We start from the raw sequence: 15,597 nt of genomic DNA on the forward strand, positions 1-15,597 counted from the left end.
AAGAAAACTTCAGAGAAGATAGTATTTCCACTCTGAAGTTTTTCTACAGAGTATACTAAAGAACAAGGTAATAATATCAAATCTGAATAATTTGAAAGGAGGATAGAACATATGAAACTACAATTTTTAGGAACAGGAGCAGGACTCCCTGCAAAATTTAGAAATACGCAAAGCTTGGTTTTTAATTTTATGCAAGAGCTAAAGGAGTGTTGGATGTTTGATTGCGGAGAAGCAACACAACATCAAATTATAAGAACGAATATTAAACCAACTAAAATAACAAAAATATTTATTAGTCACTTGCATGCTGATCATATATTAGGTCTTATCGGCTTTTTATCTTCGCGTAATTTTCTTTTAGACAGTAAGGAATCGGGAGTAACAATATATGGTCCAGTAGGAATAAGGCAATTTGTTGAACAAAATCTTCTGTTCACACATTGTTCACTTAACTTTGATGTTAAATACGTTGAATTTTCTAGCGAACAGTGTATAATAGATAATAAAACTGTAGTAGTATCCGCCTATCCTCTAAACCACAATATAGAGTGTTTTGGCTATAAAATTATCTTTAAAAATCAAAAGGGAAGCTTAGATGCGGAAAAATTAAAAAAATTAGGGATAATGCCGGGACCATTTTATAAAAATATAAAAGAACAGGATAGTTTTGTTTACAACGGAACTACATATAATTCTTCTGAGTTTTTATCGGAAGATAAACCAAAAAAAGAAATTGTAATTATTTCAGATACGAGATATTTTCCACAGCTAAATGAGTTTGTGAAAAATAGTGATATTATTATTTCAGAGTGTACTTATTTAGATGAAAAAGATGCACATCATGCTAGGAAAAATTATCATTTAAGTATTTTGGATATAGAAAACTTTATTACAGAGAGTACAGTAAAAAGATTATTTTTAACGCATATAAGTGCAAGATATGATGTTGATACAGAAAAAAGCGTGGTAGAAAAAATAGATAAAACTATTAAAGTATCAATTGCCCATGATCTTGCTGAATATAATTTATAAGTAATTGGAGGAAGTTATGAGAAAAGATTTAGAAGAAAAAACAATATCTGTTGAGAAAATTTTTAAAGGTAAAGTTCTTGATGTAGAGGTACATACAGTAAGTTTGCCTGATGGAGAAGTGTCAAAACGTGAGCTTATAAATCATAGGGGAGCAGTAGCAGTTCTTGCGTTGACAAAAGATAATGAAGTAATTTTAGTTGAACAATATAGAAAAGCAATTGAAGCTGTAACGTTAGAGATACCGGCAGGAAAATTAGAACCTGGAGAAGACAATAAAAAGCTTTCTGCAATACGAGAGTTACAGGAAGAAACAGGATATCTGGTAACTGAGGATAGATTAGAAAAGCTTTGTGATGTTCATGTAGCGTTAGGATACAGTTCAGAGTTGATTACCATTTACTTTGTAGATGGTTTAGAACATGCAGGAGAACAAAATCCTGATGATGATGAATTTATTAATTTAAAAAAATACCCATTAGATGAAGCTTTTAGACTTCTTGATGAAAATATTATAACTGACAGTAAGACTATGTTGGCATTAGCGTACTTAAAAAATAGGAAAGGCACGAAATAATATATGAATATTTATGATGAAATAATAAAAATTATTCAAAAATCTCCATATAAACTCACACCACAAAGAGAGAAAATTGTTGAGATTTTAGTAGAGAATAGCGAGCTGCATTTGAGTGCAGAGGAATTGTATTTTATCTTAAAAGAGAAAACACCAGATATTGGTATAGCAACAGTATATAGAACATTAGATATTTTTTATGAATTAAAAATTTTGGAAAAAATATCATTCAGCAATGGTGTTTCTAAGTATCATTTAAGACAAAGTGTTGATGGTCAACTACATCATCATTTAATATGTACTAACTGTAACACGATAGAAAAAGTTTCAAATCCGATTTTCAATAAACTTATCGAATATATGAAGAAAGAATATTCTTTTGAAGTGCAAGATAATTCATTATCGTTTTATGGGATATGTGCTAAATGCAAGACAAAAGGTGATAAATAATGTTTTTTGAAAAATCAGAAAAAACTTTATTAGTTATTTCAAGTATTGTGTATATTGCTTATGTAGTCTTTATTGGCGGAATGATAAGTATATTTAAAGAGTATGTAGGAAATGAATATCTACGAATAAAGATTGTTAATCAGATTCGTGAGCAAACAAGATTAACACAAGATAGTGCTAATGTTTCGACAAAAGATATGCATTTTATTTTTCAAGTAATGGGACAACTTGCTTGGCCATATTTTGCATTGTTAATAGTACTATTTTTATTATTAATATATGTGTTATTCAAGAAAAATATTAATCATAATGTTGTTGCATTTTTATTGTTAGTATATAGCATTTTATTACTTATTTTTAGCTTAGGAATTTTATTTATAAGTTGTATTATATACTTCTTCTTAGGTGTTAGAATAATATTAAAGAGGAATTCACAAAAATATAATAGTGTTTAAAAAGGTTTGAAGTATTTTTACTTCAAACCTTTTTTAAAAATTTTTATAAAAATATAATTAAATTAAAGGAGAACGATAAGATTATATTTGTAAAATATGAAAAACATTAAAAATAAAATGATGAGTAGAAAGAATGAATATAAAAAGTAAATATTGATTTGTAAAAAAATAAAAGATATACTTTATCCATTATATATAAAAATTAGAAGTTTAATATAGAATATCTATGTATTAAGCGTATATTTCTTAAGAAAACTCCATTTGCAAAACAGTAATATTATTACTATAATTGAAAAATATACTAGTTCATAAGAAAATAGTAGGAGGTATTATGAGTAAAAAAGTATTTAAAATTATTAAAAGATTAGTAATAGGATTATTGGCACTTTTAGTTATTGGTGCAGGTTATGGATATTATTTTGTGAATAAGTCATTACCGACGATAGAAGGAAAAGTCGAGGTGAATTTTTTAGAAAATAATGTCAAAGTAACTCGCAATAACAAAGGTATTCCGACGATAGAAGCACAAAATGAAAAAGATTTATATCGAGCACAAGGATATGTTCATGCTCAAGATAGGTTGTTTCAAATGGATTTAGCTCGTAGACAAGCGAGTGGTAGATTATCTGAAATTGTAGGGAAAGCCGCTTTAGAAACAGATAAAAAGTTTTTAGTATTTTCATTGCGTAAAGCAGCAGAGGATTCATATGCAGGCTATTCAGATGAGGCTAAAAAAATCTTGGAGGATTATGCAGAAGGAGTTAACGCTTATATTGATGAGGCGGTAAAAAATAATAAATTATCATATGAGTTTTCTTTATTAAATTATAAACCAGAAAAATGGACAGCTATTGATTCGCTAACAATTGGGAAGTATATGGCTTATGACCTTGGAGGACATTGGGATCACTTAGGATTTAACTCTTGGGTTCTAAATAATTTAGGAGAAGAAAATCTAAAACAATTATTGCCGGAAAGCTTTTCGAAAAATAAAGATAATGAAGATATTATTAAAGCTAACCTAGGTATAGATGTTAAAGTAGATGAGAAGGTAGCTAATACAGAACGTCCACCTATGGAAAATGGTAGTAATAACTGGGTAGTTTCTGGGAAGAAGACAAAATCAGGGAAACCTTTACTAGCTGATGACCCACACTTAGGGCTTGCAACACCGTCAGTATGGTATCAAATGAATCTAAATACTCCTGACAACAAAGTTTCTGGTGTTATTTTCCCAGGTATCCCAGGAATTATTCTAGGTCATAATGAGCATATAGCTTGGGGTGTTACTAATTTTGGTCCTGATGTTCAAGATTTATACATAGAAAAACGTGATGCAAATAACCCACATCGTTTTGAATATGATGGAAAGTACTACGATGCACAGGTAGATTCTTATAATATAAAAGTTAAAAATGGAAATGATGAAAAATTTGATGTAGTAAGAACAAAACATGGTCCAATTATTGATGAATTATTAAAACCTCTTGGAGAGACTAATAAGAGTTTTTCTATGCAATGGACAGCTTTAGAGTCAACACAAGAATTAGAAGCAATTTTAAAAATTGATAAATCTAAAAACTGGACAGAGTTTGAAAAAGCATTAGAAGACTTTAAAGCACCAGCTCAAAACTTTGTTTTTGCAGATAAGGAAGGTAATATTGGCTATAAATCAAACGGTAATGTCCCTATTCGCAAAAAAGGTGATGGGAATTTACCAGTTCCAGGATATAGTAGTGAATACGGATGGGATGGTTATATTTCTTTTGATAAATTACCGAAAGTTATTAATCCAGAAGAAGGTTTTATTGCGACTGCCAATACAGAAACATATAAAACAGATTATCATACTTCAAACGTTTGGGCACAACCGTATAGAAAAGCAAGAATTGATGAAGTGTTAAAAGCTAAGAATGATTTAACAGTAGATGATATGAAAAATCTCCAAATGGATACCAAAAATCTATATGCACAGGAATTTTTAAAAGATTTATTGAAAAACACATCAGTCTCTAACAAAGATGTATATAATAAATTAAATAGTTGGGATTACATGGATAATAAAGATGAAGCAGCACCGTTAATATATGATACATGGATGCGAGTTATTCGTGAAAAAATCCTAAAAGATAAGATGAGTCCTGAAGCGTATAAATTTATGCCGCATAAAGAAAGCTATGTTGATAAGATTTTACGAGATGCTCTTACAGGTAAGAAAATAAATCTTATTGAAGAAAAAGGTGGACTTAATAAGGTTTTAGAAGAAAGTTTAAATACAGCTATATCAGAACTTAAAACAAAATATGGTGAAAATGTAAATTCATGGAAGTGGGGAGCTAATCACAAATTAGGTTTTAGACATCCATTATCAAAATCTTCAGATATATTGGCGTATTTCTTAAATCCAAAAGAATATCCGATTTCAGGATCTAAAGTAACTGTCCAAGCAGCTAAACAAACTGACGATGGTTTGGTAAATCATGGTGCTTCTTGGAGATTTGTTTATGATTTCGATACAAAAGTAGGATATCATGTAGTTGGTCCAGGACAAAGTGGCCACTTTATGAGTGATTATTATAATGACCAAGTTCTTGATTGGGTAGAAGGAAAATATACACCTGAAACTATAGGAAAGATAGAAGGAAAAACTTTGGAGTTAGTCGCTAAAAAATAAAATAATAAACACAAGGAGTAGAGTTATAGTACTAGGCATTTTGGTGATAGAAAGGGTCTAGTGCAATTAGCCTGCTCCTTATATTTTTGCTTAAAATATGGTAAGATGATATTATAGACTAAATTTAGAGGTAATAAAGGTGAATGTAAAAAACAATTTAGAGAAAATTAATAACGATATAAAAAATATTTGTCAAAAAAGCGGTAGAAATTTTGAAGATATTACCTTAATAGCTGTAACAAAATATGTTGGTGATGAGCGTGTGAAAGAAGCACAAGTAGCAGGTGTTCACAATTTCGCAGAAAATAGAGCTGTTAATTATATTGAAAGAAAAGAAAAGTTTCCTGAAGCTACTTGGCACTTGATAGGTAGTTTACAAACAAGAAAAGTGCGAGACGCAATAAATAAAGTAGATTACTTTCATGCTTTAGATCGTGAGAGTTTAGCGGTTGAAATAGAAAAAAGAGCAGAACACGTAATTAATTGTTTTGTACAGGTTAATACATCTGGGGAAGAAAGTAAACATGGTTTAACACCTGAAGCGGTATTAGAGTTCGTTAAAGGTTTAGAAAAATACCCAAAAATTAGAGTTGTTGGACTTATGACAATGGCTCCATTTCTAGAAGATGAGGCAACATTGCGCAGTTGTTTTAGAAAATTAAGGGAACTTCGTGATGAAATAAAAGGTTTATGTTTAGAATATGCTCCGTGTGAATTTTTATCGATGGGGATGAGTAATGATTACGAAATAGCGATTGAAGAAGGCGCAACCCATATAAGAATAGGAACAGCGCTAGTAGGGAATGAGTTGAAATAATAAGACGAAGGGAGGCTTATTATTGTGAATAAAAAATTAGTAGTAGAAGGGCTAGATATTACTATAAAATACCGTAAAGGTATGAAAAATATTTATCTTCGAGTAGAAAAAAATGGTGATATAGTTGTCAAAGCTCCTCTTAGAATGCCAAATTATATAATAAAAAAATTGATACATGATAATATAGCCGAACTAAAAAGACGTCAAAATAATATTATCAACAATTCACCTAAAAAAAGAGAGTATAAAACAGGGGAAACTTATTTTGTTTTCGGGCAAGAGCTGCCTGTAGAGGTTGTAAATTCTAATAAAAACACTTTGATAATAACAGAAGAAAAAATAGTATTAGTTGTAAAAGATGAAAACCAAGATAGAGAGAAAATATTTCAAAAGGGTATAAGAGAAAAACTTCGCCAGCAAAGCCTTTATTTTATAAAAAAATATGAACTAATAATGAATGTTAAGGCGAATGAGTTACGCATAAAAAAAATGAAAACACGTTGGGGGACATGTAATTTAGAAGCTAAGCGCATATGGATAAATGAAGAACTTGTAAAATATCCGATATCTTGTCTTGAACATATCGTAGTTCACGAATTAACACATCTTTTAGAAATTAATCATACTCCTAGATTTTACAAATTATTAGAATACTATTATCCTGAATATAGACAAAACGATATATTGATAAAAGACTTTAATAAATATCTAAATGGGAGATAATAGTAAAAATATAGTTAATTGAAGTTATTATTTTTTAGTGTATTAGAAAAAGCGCTAGATATTGTACCTGATTTGCTGAAGAATATATTGAGAAAACTTTTAGAGAGTACATTTTCCAACACTAACAATTGACTTTTTACTACATTTACTATATAATTAATCAAGAGTTTTTAGTATTTTATACTAATATTTTTGTAATACTAAAAAGTATTTTGGAGGAAGAATAAATGTCACAAATTTTAAATCAAGAAGATGGAAAAGTAGTTATTTCATTTTCAGCATCAAAAGAAGAGTTTGCGAAAGGATTAGATAGTGCATTCAAACGCGCTGTAAAACGCGTTAATGCGCCTGGATTTAGAAAAGGTAAATTACCAAGAGCCGTATTTAACAAAATGTATGGTGAAGAAGCATTATACCAAGATGCAGTAGATGCAGTGTTACCAGCTGCTTATACTAAAGCTATTGATGAGTTAAAAGTTTCACCATTAGCTATGCCAGATATCGATGTTAAAGAAATTAGCAAAGAAAATGGAGTTTCATTTGAAGCTGTAGTTACTGTAAAACCAAATGTAGAATTAGGTGAATATAAACACTTAGGAATTAAAAAAGAAGAAGTGGAAGTAACTGATGCCGATGTAGAAGAAAGATTAGAAAGACTACTAAGCAACCAAGCTGAATGGCAAATTAAAGAAGGTGAAGCTAAAAAAGGAGATATCGTAGTTATCGACTTTAAAGGATTCATCGGAGATGAAGCATTCGAAGGTGGAGAAGCTAAAGGATATGAGTTAGAGCTAGGTTCAGGTTCGTTTATCCCAGGATTCGAAGATCAATTAGAAGGGAAAGTTGCCCCAGTAGATACTGAAGTTAATGTAACATTCCCAGAAAACTATCAAGTAGCTGATTTAGCAGGAAAAGAAGCAAAATTTGAAGTAACAATTCACGATGTAAAAGAAAAAGTTTTACCAGAGTTAACAGATGAGTTTGTTAAAGAATTTTCAAAAGAAGCAGCTTCAACAGTAGCTGAATACAAAGAAAAATTAAGAGGAGAAATCAAAGTTCAAAAAGAAGAAGCGGCTGCAAAAGCTTATTCTGACAAAGTGATTTCTACAGCTGTTGAAAATGCAAAATTAACAGTACCGACAAAACTAATCGATCAAGAAGTTAATTCTATGTTCGAACAATTCGCTGGGAACTTATCACGTCAAGGATTATCATTTGAATTATATGAACAATTCACAGGTAAAGGTGCTGATGAGCTTAAAGCAGAGATGCGTTCTGACGCTGAAAATAAAATCAAAACTTCATTCGTATTAGGTGAAATTGCGGAAGTTGAGAAAGTTGAAGTAACAGATGCTGATATCGATGCAGAAGTAAAAGAACTTGCAACTATGTATAATATGACAGAAGAAGGTGTAAGAACACGTATTAGCGTTGAAGATCTTCGTGGAGAGTTAATCATCCAAAAAACTGTTGAATTCTTAAAAGAAAATAACTAATAATTATATGAAACAAAAAACAAGTTACTATTATAGAATAGTAGCTTGTTTTTGAAATTAAAATATACCCTTAGATAAATTTTCATCTAAGGGTATTAAAATTATTTTATTTATCTTGATCTTCTTGGAATTTTTTAGCGATAGTAGCTTCAAAATCTTCAGGGATAGAACGTTGTTTAATGATTATTACATCACATTTAGCGTATCTAACAATACCTTCAGATACTGAACCCATAAGCATACGTTTGAATCCTGTTAAACCAGAAGATCCACAAACTACTAAGTCAATTTCTTTTTCATCAACGATGTCTTCGCTTAACACGATTTTTGGAATACCTTGTTCAACAATACCAAAGACTTTAGTAAGCCCATCTTTTTTAGCAGATTCAACATAACTATCAACTAATTCTTTAGTACGTTTGTAGAATGAGTTGAAGATATATGGATCTGATAAACCAGAAGTAGCAATTGTCGCATCAATAACAGAGGCAATGTATAATTCTGCATCTTCATTTCTCTGTGCTATAGCTACGGCATTTTTAAAAGCCCACTCAGCTTGTTTAGAACCATCAACAGCAACTAGTATTTTAGAATATTTGTTTTCCATAATTAAAACCTCCAACCTATTTATCTTTAATTATATTATAACACATTTACACAAAAAGTAAACGCTATTTTCAAAAAAAATAAAATAACTTTAGTTCGTTTAGAGCTATAAATTAACCCTTTTTTTAGATTATTATTCTAAAAAAAGGGTTAATTATATGTTCTTTGGAAAACATATTAGCTGTTTTCATCTGTTACAGTAATAGTACGAGTTCGTTTGTGCTCCTTACCATCAATATTTATTTTATAAATAATATCATAAGTTCCAGGGGTAGTATTGTCTACTTGTCCTTCTATAATAAGTTCATCAAGATATGATTTTCCTGCTTTACGGGCAATAACGCCATTAGAACTTATATCTATCTCTTCTCCTATTTTAATAGAAGTATTTTCAGGAACAATAAAATAAAATGTTCTTTCAAGACGACGTTCAAGACGTTTTCTATATTTTTCTTCATCTTCGGCGCTCATTCTATCACGAAGTTTTTCATCCACTAAAGGCATAAGCTCAACCTCAGTATCGGCAATACAAATTCTACTATTAACAAGGGTGAATGTTTGAGTTCTACCGGGACCGCAGTATGATTGACAACCTATAATGAACTCAGCATTAGGAGCTTTTTTCTTAAGCTTAGGAATCAAAGTTTTAAGGTTAACTCCTAGGCAGGCATCACATACTCTAAACGTTACTTTGTCTTCAGTAACTACATCTTTATCATTTCTAGCCATTATATTTCCTTTCATCAATTTATTATTGCATTAAGATAAAAACAATTATATCACATTCTATAAATAAATAAAATTTTAAAACACAAGATTTTAATAAGAACAGACCTATGTTGAATATAATTAAATAGCTTATTTAGACACAATTTTTCTTTTAAGAACAATATTTGTTATTAACAATAAGAAAAACACTATAAAAATATGAATGATTATTCTAGTAATTAAACTTATAAAAAATTCTTCAGGGACCATTTTTATTAAATTAGATTCATCTGGACTAAGTAACCACAGGTCATTTGAAAATAAGATAGTGTGGAACTTAATCCAAAACGAATTGAAGTTATAAGTAATAATACCGGTAAGTATAGCAATTAACAAGATAAATATGGTTAAAGTTTTATTAAATGCTTTTGTGATATAAAGTAAAGTTTTAGTTTTTTTAGTAATTATAATGATTATCGTAGTTATAAAAAAGATTATCAAGCAAATAATCATCACCTTGAAACTAACATCATAAAGATGTTTAACATCAACCATGTGTAGTATATCTTTATCAGAAAACCAATTTTTATTTAATGAAGCATTACCTTTTAAATATGCTAGCAAATTTTCTGTGTTATCTATTAGTTCAGAGTTAGTTGTATTTATAGAAGGTGCCAAATTCTCCTTTTCATAGAAATTTTTATAAAAATCAAGATTAAAACAAGTATAAAAAATGATTGCTAAAATACTGAATATAAATAAAGCAAAGTTTTGAATAGTAATAATACTATAAGTGAAAAAGTTTTTCATAGTTGTACCTCCACAATAAATATTATAACATACCAATTAAATGTGTAAAAAGAAAAAATATATTGGCTAATAAATTGTTGAAAATATTATTAATTTATATATTTACAGCAAATAACGAAAAATAGTTTAAATAATAGGAATTTTTGAGTAAAAACCGTTTGCTATTATGTAAAATTATGTTAAAATGTATACACATAATTATTTATTTTGGGGGAAATCATGAATAAGTTTTTTAAGATCTATTTAGAATTAAGAGAACAAATAGAAAATAAGCAATACAAAGCTAATAGCATTTTACCAAGTGAGAATGAATTAGCTAAAAAATATAATGTTTCTAGGGAAACTATAAGAAAAGCCTTGCTATTGCTTTTAGAAAATGGTTATATTCATAAAATACAAGGAAAGGGTTCAATAGTTTTAGATGTTCATAGATATAGATTACCAGTAACGGGGATATTAAGTTTTAAAGAACGTCATCAATTCCAAGGTTTAGAAGCAAGGACAAAAGTAATAGTAAATGAAGAAGTTGAAGCTCCTGAATTTTTAGTTAAGTTAGGTGTTGTTCAACCTGGAGAAAAGCTTACTTACTTGTTGCGTCAACGTATTATCAATGGTGAGGCGGTAATTTTGGATAAAGATTATATTAGAAAAAATACAATAGGGAATCTTCCTACTAAACGTGTTGAAGAATCTTTATATGAATATTTAGAACAAGATTTAGGGATTAAAATTTCTTATGGAAATAAAGACTTTAAAATTGAGCCTGTAAATGGTGAAGATCATGAGTATATTGACTTAAATGGTCATCATCATATAGCAGTTTTGAGAAGCGATGTTTATACCGAGGGAACAGATTTTTTACATTACAATGAGAGTCGCCATAGAGTAGATAACTTTTATTTTTCAGAGTTTGCGCGTAGAACATCAAATAAAAATAATTAAATGTCAGATAAAAAGATTTTAAGAGGATAGAATCTTCTTAAAATCTTTTTTAAATTCTTTGTCTTAATATTTTCTATCAATTTAAAAGAAAAAGGCTAGTAATTTACAATAGTAATATTTAAAAAAAATAATAAATTTTTAAAATAAAAAAAGTAAAAAAAATAAGTAAATAATTATTGAAAAAAAGAATAATAGAGTGTATAATTATTATTGAGTTAGAAATTTCCGGGAAATATTTCGGAAATATTTTTTGTGGGAGAGTGAGAAAGATGAAAGTAATTTTCTTTTCATTAACAGGCAATTGCAAAAGATTTGTGGAGATGTGTAAACTACCAGAAGAAGATGTTATAGACCTATGGGAAATCGATTATGAGGTTGATTTTGACTATATACTAATAACGCCAACTATTGGTTTTGGAAAAGTCCCAGAAGATGTTGAGAGATTCTTAGGAGAAAATCACAAGCACCTAAAAGGAGTAGTGGGAAGTGGAAATAAAAATTGGGGAAATAGATTTGCGAAAGCTGCTGAAATAATAAGTGAGCAATATAATGTCCCGCTACTGATGAAAATAGAATTACATGGGAATACAAAAGATTTAATAAAATTTAGAAAAATATATTTGGAGAGTGTTGATAATGGAGAAATTTAATCATATAGAGCTTAATAATGAAGTAACTAAAAGAGGAGAAAATGGATTTTTCAAGTTAGAAAAAGACCAAGAAGCTATTGCAGAATTTCTTCGTGAAGTTGACTATAAAACTGTAAAATTCAGTTCAGAAATGAAAAGATTAAGATATTTAGTAGAAGAAAACTTCTATTATAATATTTTTGATAAATATATTGAAGATGAAATAGTAGAATGTCTAGAGCTTGCTAAAAATTTCAAATTTGAGTTTAAGAGCTATATGGCAGCAAGTAAGTTCTACAAAGATTATGCATTAAAAACTAACGATAAAAAACAATATTTAGAAAACTTTAATCAACACGTATTTATTGTAGCAATGTATCTTGGTGATGGAAATACAGCATTAGCTAAAGAACTTATGATTTCAATGCTTGAACAAAGATTACAGCCAGCAACACCAACATTCCTAAACTCTGGAAGAAGCCGTCGTGGAGAGTTAGTTTCTTGTTTCTTATTAGAAGTAGGAGACTCGTTAAATTCTATCAACTACATTGATTCAACAGCGAAACAACTTTCAAAAATTGGTGGGGGGGTTGCGATTAACCTATCAAAACTTCGTGCGCGTGGTGAAAGTATTAAAGGTATAAAAGGGGTAGCAAAAGGTGTTATTCCAGTGGCCAAATCATTAGAACAAGGTTTTGCTTATGCAGATCAACTTGGACAACGCCCTGGAGCAGGAGCGGTATACTTAAATATCTTCCACTATGATGTGTTAGAATTTTTAGATACGAAAAAAGTTAATGCCGATGAAGAATTACGTTTACCAACTATTTCTACAGGTATTATTGTACCGTCATTATTCTTTGATTTAGCACGTGAGAACAAAGAATTTTATATGTTCGGGCCACATTCTATTTATGAAGAGTATGGTTTAGTATTAGATGATATTGATATCGCAGAATACTATGATGAGTTCGTTGCTAATGAAAATATTATTAAGCGTAAATTTGATGCGCGTGATATGCTTAACCTTATAGCGCAAACACAATTACAATCAGGATATCCATATTTAATGTTCAAAGACAATGCAAACAAAAACCATGCACTTCGCGAAATTGGTCAAGTTAAAATGAGTAATCTATGTACAGAAATTTTCCAACTTCAAGAAACTTCTGTAATTAAAGACTATGGCGAAAGTGATGTTATCAAACGTGATATTTCATGTAACCTTGCTTCATTAAACATTGTTAATGTAATGGAAAGCAAAAAACTTAAAGAGTCAATCTATTCAGGCATGGATGCTTTAACATTTGTTAGTGATTCAACAAAAATTAAAAATGCACCTGGTGTAGTAAAAGCAAACGAAGAGTTCCACTCTGTTGGGCTTGGGGCGATGAACCTAAACGGTTACTTAGCGAAAAACTTAATCGCTTATGATAGTGAAGAGGCAAAAGATTTTGCTAATGTCTTCTTTATGATGATGAACTATTACACTATAGAACGCTCAATGCAAATCGCTAAAGAACGTAAAGAAACATTTAAAGATTTCGAAAAATCTGATTACTACAATGGAACATATTTCACTAAGTATATTACAAATGATTATCTTCCAAAATCAGAGAAAGTTAAAGAATTATTTGAGGGAATTTATATTCCGACAAAAGAAGATTGGCACAGTCTAAAAAATAGAGTAAAAGAAAATGGATTATACCATGCGTATAGAATGGCGATTGCTCCAACACAAAGTATATCATACGTTCAAAACTCAACATCAAGTGTACTACCGATTGTTGACAAAATTGAACGCAGAAGTTATGGTAATGCCGAAACATTCTATCCAATGCCATACCTTAGCCCAAAAACACAATGGTACTATAAATCAGCATTTACAATGGATCAAATGAAACTTATCGACCTAATGGCGGTAATCCAAGAACATATTGACCAAGGTATCTCTGTAATTTTATATGTAAATTCTGATATTACAACAAGAGAGTTAGCTAGATATTACATTTATGCTCATCACAAAGGATTGAAATCACTATACTACACAAGAAACAAACTTCTTTCAGTTGAAGAATGTACATCATGTTCGATATAGAAAAGAGAGGAATTATTATTAACTATGAAAGCAGTAAACTGGAATAAACAAGACGACCTAACATTTATGTACTGGCGTCAAAATATCGCTCAATTTTGGGTAGATACAGAGTTCAAAGTATCAAAAGATATTAAAAGCTGGAACGAAGACTTAAACGATAAAGAAAGAGATGCTTATAAAAAAGTTCTTGCAGGTCTAACAGGATTAGATACTCAACAAGGGGATAAAGGGATGCCTTTAGTATCTCTTCACACAGAAGATATGAGAAAACAAGCTGTTTATAGCTTTATGGGAATGATGGAGCAAATGCATGCGAAAAGTTATTCAACTATCTTTACATCACTTATTCCTAGTAAAGAAACAGATTATTTATTAGATGAGTGGGTTCCAAATAACGAAGAACTTCAATATAAAGCACAACTTATCGAAAGTTATTATCTAAAATTATTTAAACCAGAAGTGCCGACTTATGATTTATATATGGCACGTGTTGCTTCTGTTTTCCTTGAAAGTTATATTTTCTACAGTGGATTCTTCTATCCATTATATCTAGCTGGGCAAGGGAAACTTACAACATCTGGAGAAATTATCCGTAAGATATTATTAGATGAAACTATTCATGGAAGTTTTACAGGTTTTGATGCACAAGAGATTTTCAAAACTTTAACACCAGAAGAACAAGAAAAAGCTAATAAAGAAATGTACACATTATTACTTGATTTATACGAAAATGAGCTTAAATATACAAAAGATATTTATGGAGAAATTGGTTTATTCGAAGAGGTCAAAGACTATGTTGAGTACAATGCCAATCGTGCTTTAGCAAATCTAGGATATCCTGGATACTTTGAAGACAAAGAAATCAACCCAATTATCGAAAATGCTATGAATACATCTACTAAAAACCACGACTTCTTTAGTGTTAAAGGAGACGGATATGTAGTTAGTATGAACGTTGAGTCAATCGAAGACGAAGATTTTATTTTCGAATAATTAGATCGTACTTATGAAAATATTATTAGTAAGGCACGGTGAGACCGACTTTAATAAAAATAAACTTATTCAAGGTCATAGTGATATTGTTTTAAATGAAACGGGGAAAGAGCAGGCTATAAATGCTGGGCAAAAAATCACCGACTTTGATATTGATGCAGTCTTTAGTAGTCCGCTAAAAAGAGCGCTGGAAACAGCACGTCTTATGCTTGACAATTCTAACAATAGCCAAAATGAAAGTCTAGATTTAGTAACTGATTCAAGGTTAATTGAAAAGTATTTTGGAGATTTTGAAGGTTCAACATTCGATGAATATTTCAAAGCGCTAGATACAGGTTCAAACTTAGAAACAATTGAACAAGAAGAAAATGTCTATAAGAGAGCACATTCTTTCTTTTTAGATAAGTATGAAGATTACAATAATAAAACGATACTTGTAGTCTGTCATGGAGCTTTGATACGTATTTTTCTACGAGAATTAGGTTTATATCCTGAAACAAGAGAGCTTATAAAAAATACGGCATTGAATATTTTACGATTTGATGGAAGTCACTTTGTATTAGAAAAGTTTAATATCTAAAATTGATATA

Annotated in this window: 16 protein-coding genes and 1 pseudogene; 13 read left to right on the forward strand and 4 right to left on the reverse strand. The window is 30.0% G+C overall.

Annotation, left to right across the window (positions count from 1 at the left end):
• Positions 1-111: 111 nt before the first annotated feature.
• The 8 genes from rnz to tig all read left to right on the forward strand — a co-directional run bounded on the left by rnz (position 112) and on the right by tig (position 8,221).
• Positions 112-1,032, forward strand: a complete 921-nt coding sequence (gene rnz, locus DQN46_RS01255; protein WP_111742717.1) for a ribonuclease Z — start codon at positions 112-114, stop codon at positions 1,030-1,032.
• Positions 1,033-1,048: 16 nt separating this feature from the next.
• Positions 1,049-1,606: an NUDIX domain-containing protein gene (locus DQN46_RS01260; protein WP_004633239.1), complete on the forward strand. Its 558-nt coding sequence runs from the start codon at positions 1,049-1,051 to the stop codon at positions 1,604-1,606.
• 3 nt (positions 1,607-1,609) lie between these two features.
• Positions 1,610-2,056, forward strand: coding sequence for a Fur family transcriptional regulator (locus DQN46_RS01265; protein WP_111742718.1), 447 nt, complete (start codon positions 1,610-1,612; stop codon positions 2,054-2,056).
• Positions 2,056-2,511 carry a DUF4064 domain-containing protein gene (locus tag DQN46_RS01270; RefSeq protein ID WP_111742719.1) on the forward strand — a complete coding sequence of 152 codons (456 nt, stop codon included), beginning with the start codon at positions 2,056-2,058 and terminating at the stop codon, positions 2,509-2,511. The genes DQN46_RS01265 and DQN46_RS01270 overlap by 1 nt, the downstream gene beginning before the upstream one ends.
• 331 nt (positions 2,512-2,842) lie before the next feature.
• On the forward strand, positions 2,843-5,185 hold the full coding sequence (locus DQN46_RS01275; protein WP_111742720.1) for a penicillin acylase family protein: 2,343 nt from the start codon (positions 2,843-2,845) through the stop codon (positions 5,183-5,185).
• Between the two features lie 139 nt (positions 5,186-5,324).
• Positions 5,325-6,002, forward strand: a complete 678-nt coding sequence (locus tag DQN46_RS01280) for a YggS family pyridoxal phosphate-dependent enzyme (protein WP_111742721.1) — start codon at positions 5,325-5,327, stop codon at positions 6,000-6,002.
• Positions 6,003-6,026: 24 nt separating this feature from the next.
• The gene (locus tag DQN46_RS01285; RefSeq protein WP_111742722.1) at positions 6,027-6,725 is read left to right on the forward strand and encodes a M48 family metallopeptidase; all 699 of its coding nucleotides are present in this window, start codon (positions 6,027-6,029) and stop codon (positions 6,723-6,725) included.
• 227 nt (positions 6,726-6,952) lie between these two features.
• The gene (gene tig, locus DQN46_RS01290) at positions 6,953-8,221 is read left to right on the forward strand and encodes a trigger factor (protein ID WP_111742723.1); all 1,269 of its coding nucleotides are present in this window, start codon (positions 6,953-6,955) and stop codon (positions 8,219-8,221) included.
• A gap of 106 nt (positions 8,222-8,327) precedes the next feature.
• Here tig and DQN46_RS01295 read toward each other — a convergent pair whose 3' ends face one another.
• The 4 genes and pseudogenes from DQN46_RS01295 to DQN46_RS01305 all read right to left on the reverse strand — a co-directional run bounded on the left by DQN46_RS01295 (position 8,328) and on the right by DQN46_RS01305 (position 10,345).
• Positions 8,328-8,828, reverse strand: a complete 501-nt coding sequence (locus DQN46_RS01295; RefSeq protein ID WP_004633228.1) for a universal stress protein — start codon at positions 8,826-8,828, stop codon at positions 8,328-8,330.
• Positions 8,829-9,004: 176 nt separating this feature from the next.
• Positions 9,005-9,229 (reverse strand): immunoglobulin-like domain-containing protein, encoded by a 225-nt coding sequence (locus tag DQN46_RS08900; RefSeq protein WP_373105317.1) that lies wholly within the window; start codon positions 9,227-9,229, stop codon positions 9,005-9,007.
• A gap of 12 nt (positions 9,230-9,241) precedes the next feature.
• Positions 9,242-9,556 (reverse strand): annotated as a pseudogene (locus DQN46_RS08905) (YuzB family protein); the annotation flags it as partial.
• Between the two features lie 129 nt (positions 9,557-9,685).
• On the reverse strand, positions 9,686-10,345 hold the full coding sequence (locus tag DQN46_RS01305; protein ID WP_111742725.1) for a TIGR01906 family membrane protein: 660 nt from the start codon (positions 10,343-10,345) through the stop codon (positions 9,686-9,688).
• A 219-nt stretch (positions 10,346-10,564) separates the two neighbouring features.
• Between DQN46_RS01305 and treR the strand changes: the two genes are divergently transcribed.
• The 5 genes from treR to DQN46_RS01330 all read left to right on the forward strand — a co-directional run bounded on the left by treR (position 10,565) and on the right by DQN46_RS01330 (position 15,587).
• Complete coding sequence (treR, locus tag DQN46_RS01310; protein WP_111742726.1) at positions 10,565-11,287, forward strand: trehalose operon repressor; 723 nt, start codon at positions 10,565-10,567, stop codon at positions 11,285-11,287.
• A gap of 269 nt (positions 11,288-11,556) precedes the next feature.
• Positions 11,557-11,937, forward strand: coding sequence for a class Ib ribonucleoside-diphosphate reductase assembly flavoprotein NrdI (nrdI, locus tag DQN46_RS01315; RefSeq protein WP_004633221.1), 381 nt, complete (start codon positions 11,557-11,559; stop codon positions 11,935-11,937).
• Positions 11,924-14,014 (forward strand): class 1b ribonucleoside-diphosphate reductase subunit alpha, encoded by a 2,091-nt coding sequence (nrdE, locus tag DQN46_RS01320; protein WP_111742727.1) that lies wholly within the window; start codon positions 11,924-11,926, stop codon positions 14,012-14,014. Before nrdI ends, nrdE begins: the two co-directional genes overlap by 14 nt.
• Before the next feature lie 24 nt (positions 14,015-14,038).
• A complete protein-coding gene (nrdF, locus tag DQN46_RS01325) occupies positions 14,039-15,007 on the forward strand; it encodes a class 1b ribonucleoside-diphosphate reductase subunit beta (RefSeq protein ID WP_004633218.1) in 969 nt (322 codons plus the stop codon).
• A 13-nt stretch (positions 15,008-15,020) separates the two neighbouring features.
• Positions 15,021-15,587, forward strand: a complete 567-nt coding sequence (locus DQN46_RS01330) for a histidine phosphatase family protein (protein WP_111742728.1) — start codon at positions 15,021-15,023, stop codon at positions 15,585-15,587.
• The last annotated feature ends 10 nt before the right edge of the window (positions 15,588-15,597 follow it).

Source organism: Gemella morbillorum (assembly GCF_900476045.1).
GTDB classification, from domain to species: domain Bacteria; phylum Bacillota; class Bacilli; order Staphylococcales; family Gemellaceae; genus Gemella; species Gemella morbillorum.

Excerpts from the sequence above, each read along its gene's own strand:
- nrdF (WP_004633218.1), top strand. The coding sequence starts at position 14,039 with ATGAAAGCAGTAAACTGGAATAAACAAGACGACCTAACATTTATGTAC.
- DQN46_RS01265 (WP_111742718.1), top strand. The coding sequence starts at position 1,610 with ATGAATATTTATGATGAAATAATAAAAATTATTCAAAAATCTCCATAT.
- tig (WP_111742723.1), top strand. The coding sequence starts at position 6,953 with ATGTCACAAATTTTAAATCAAGAAGATGGAAAAGTAGTTATTTCATTT.
- DQN46_RS01275 (WP_111742720.1), top strand. The coding sequence starts at position 2,843 with ATGAGTAAAAAAGTATTTAAAATTATTAAAAGATTAGTAATAGGATTA.
- nrdI (WP_004633221.1), top strand. The coding sequence starts at position 11,557 with ATGAAAGTAATTTTCTTTTCATTAACAGGCAATTGCAAAAGATTTGTG.
- DQN46_RS01295 (WP_004633228.1), bottom strand. The coding sequence starts at position 8,828 with ATGGAAAACAAATATTCTAAAATACTAGTTGCTGTTGATGGTTCTAAA.
- DQN46_RS01305 (WP_111742725.1), bottom strand. The coding sequence starts at position 10,345 with ATGAAAAACTTTTTCACTTATAGTATTATTACTATTCAAAACTTTGCT.
- treR (WP_111742726.1), top strand. The coding sequence starts at position 10,565 with ATGAATAAGTTTTTTAAGATCTATTTAGAATTAAGAGAACAAATAGAA.
- DQN46_RS01270 (WP_111742719.1), top strand. The coding sequence starts at position 2,056 with ATGTTTTTTGAAAAATCAGAAAAAACTTTATTAGTTATTTCAAGTATT.
- rnz (WP_111742717.1), top strand. The coding sequence starts at position 112 with ATGAAACTACAATTTTTAGGAACAGGAGCAGGACTCCCTGCAAAATTT.
- DQN46_RS01330 (WP_111742728.1), top strand. The coding sequence starts at position 15,021 with ATGAAAATATTATTAGTAAGGCACGGTGAGACCGACTTTAATAAAAAT.
- DQN46_RS01260 (WP_004633239.1), top strand. The coding sequence starts at position 1,049 with ATGAGAAAAGATTTAGAAGAAAAAACAATATCTGTTGAGAAAATTTTT.
- nrdE (WP_111742727.1), top strand. The coding sequence starts at position 11,924 with ATGGAGAAATTTAATCATATAGAGCTTAATAATGAAGTAACTAAAAGA.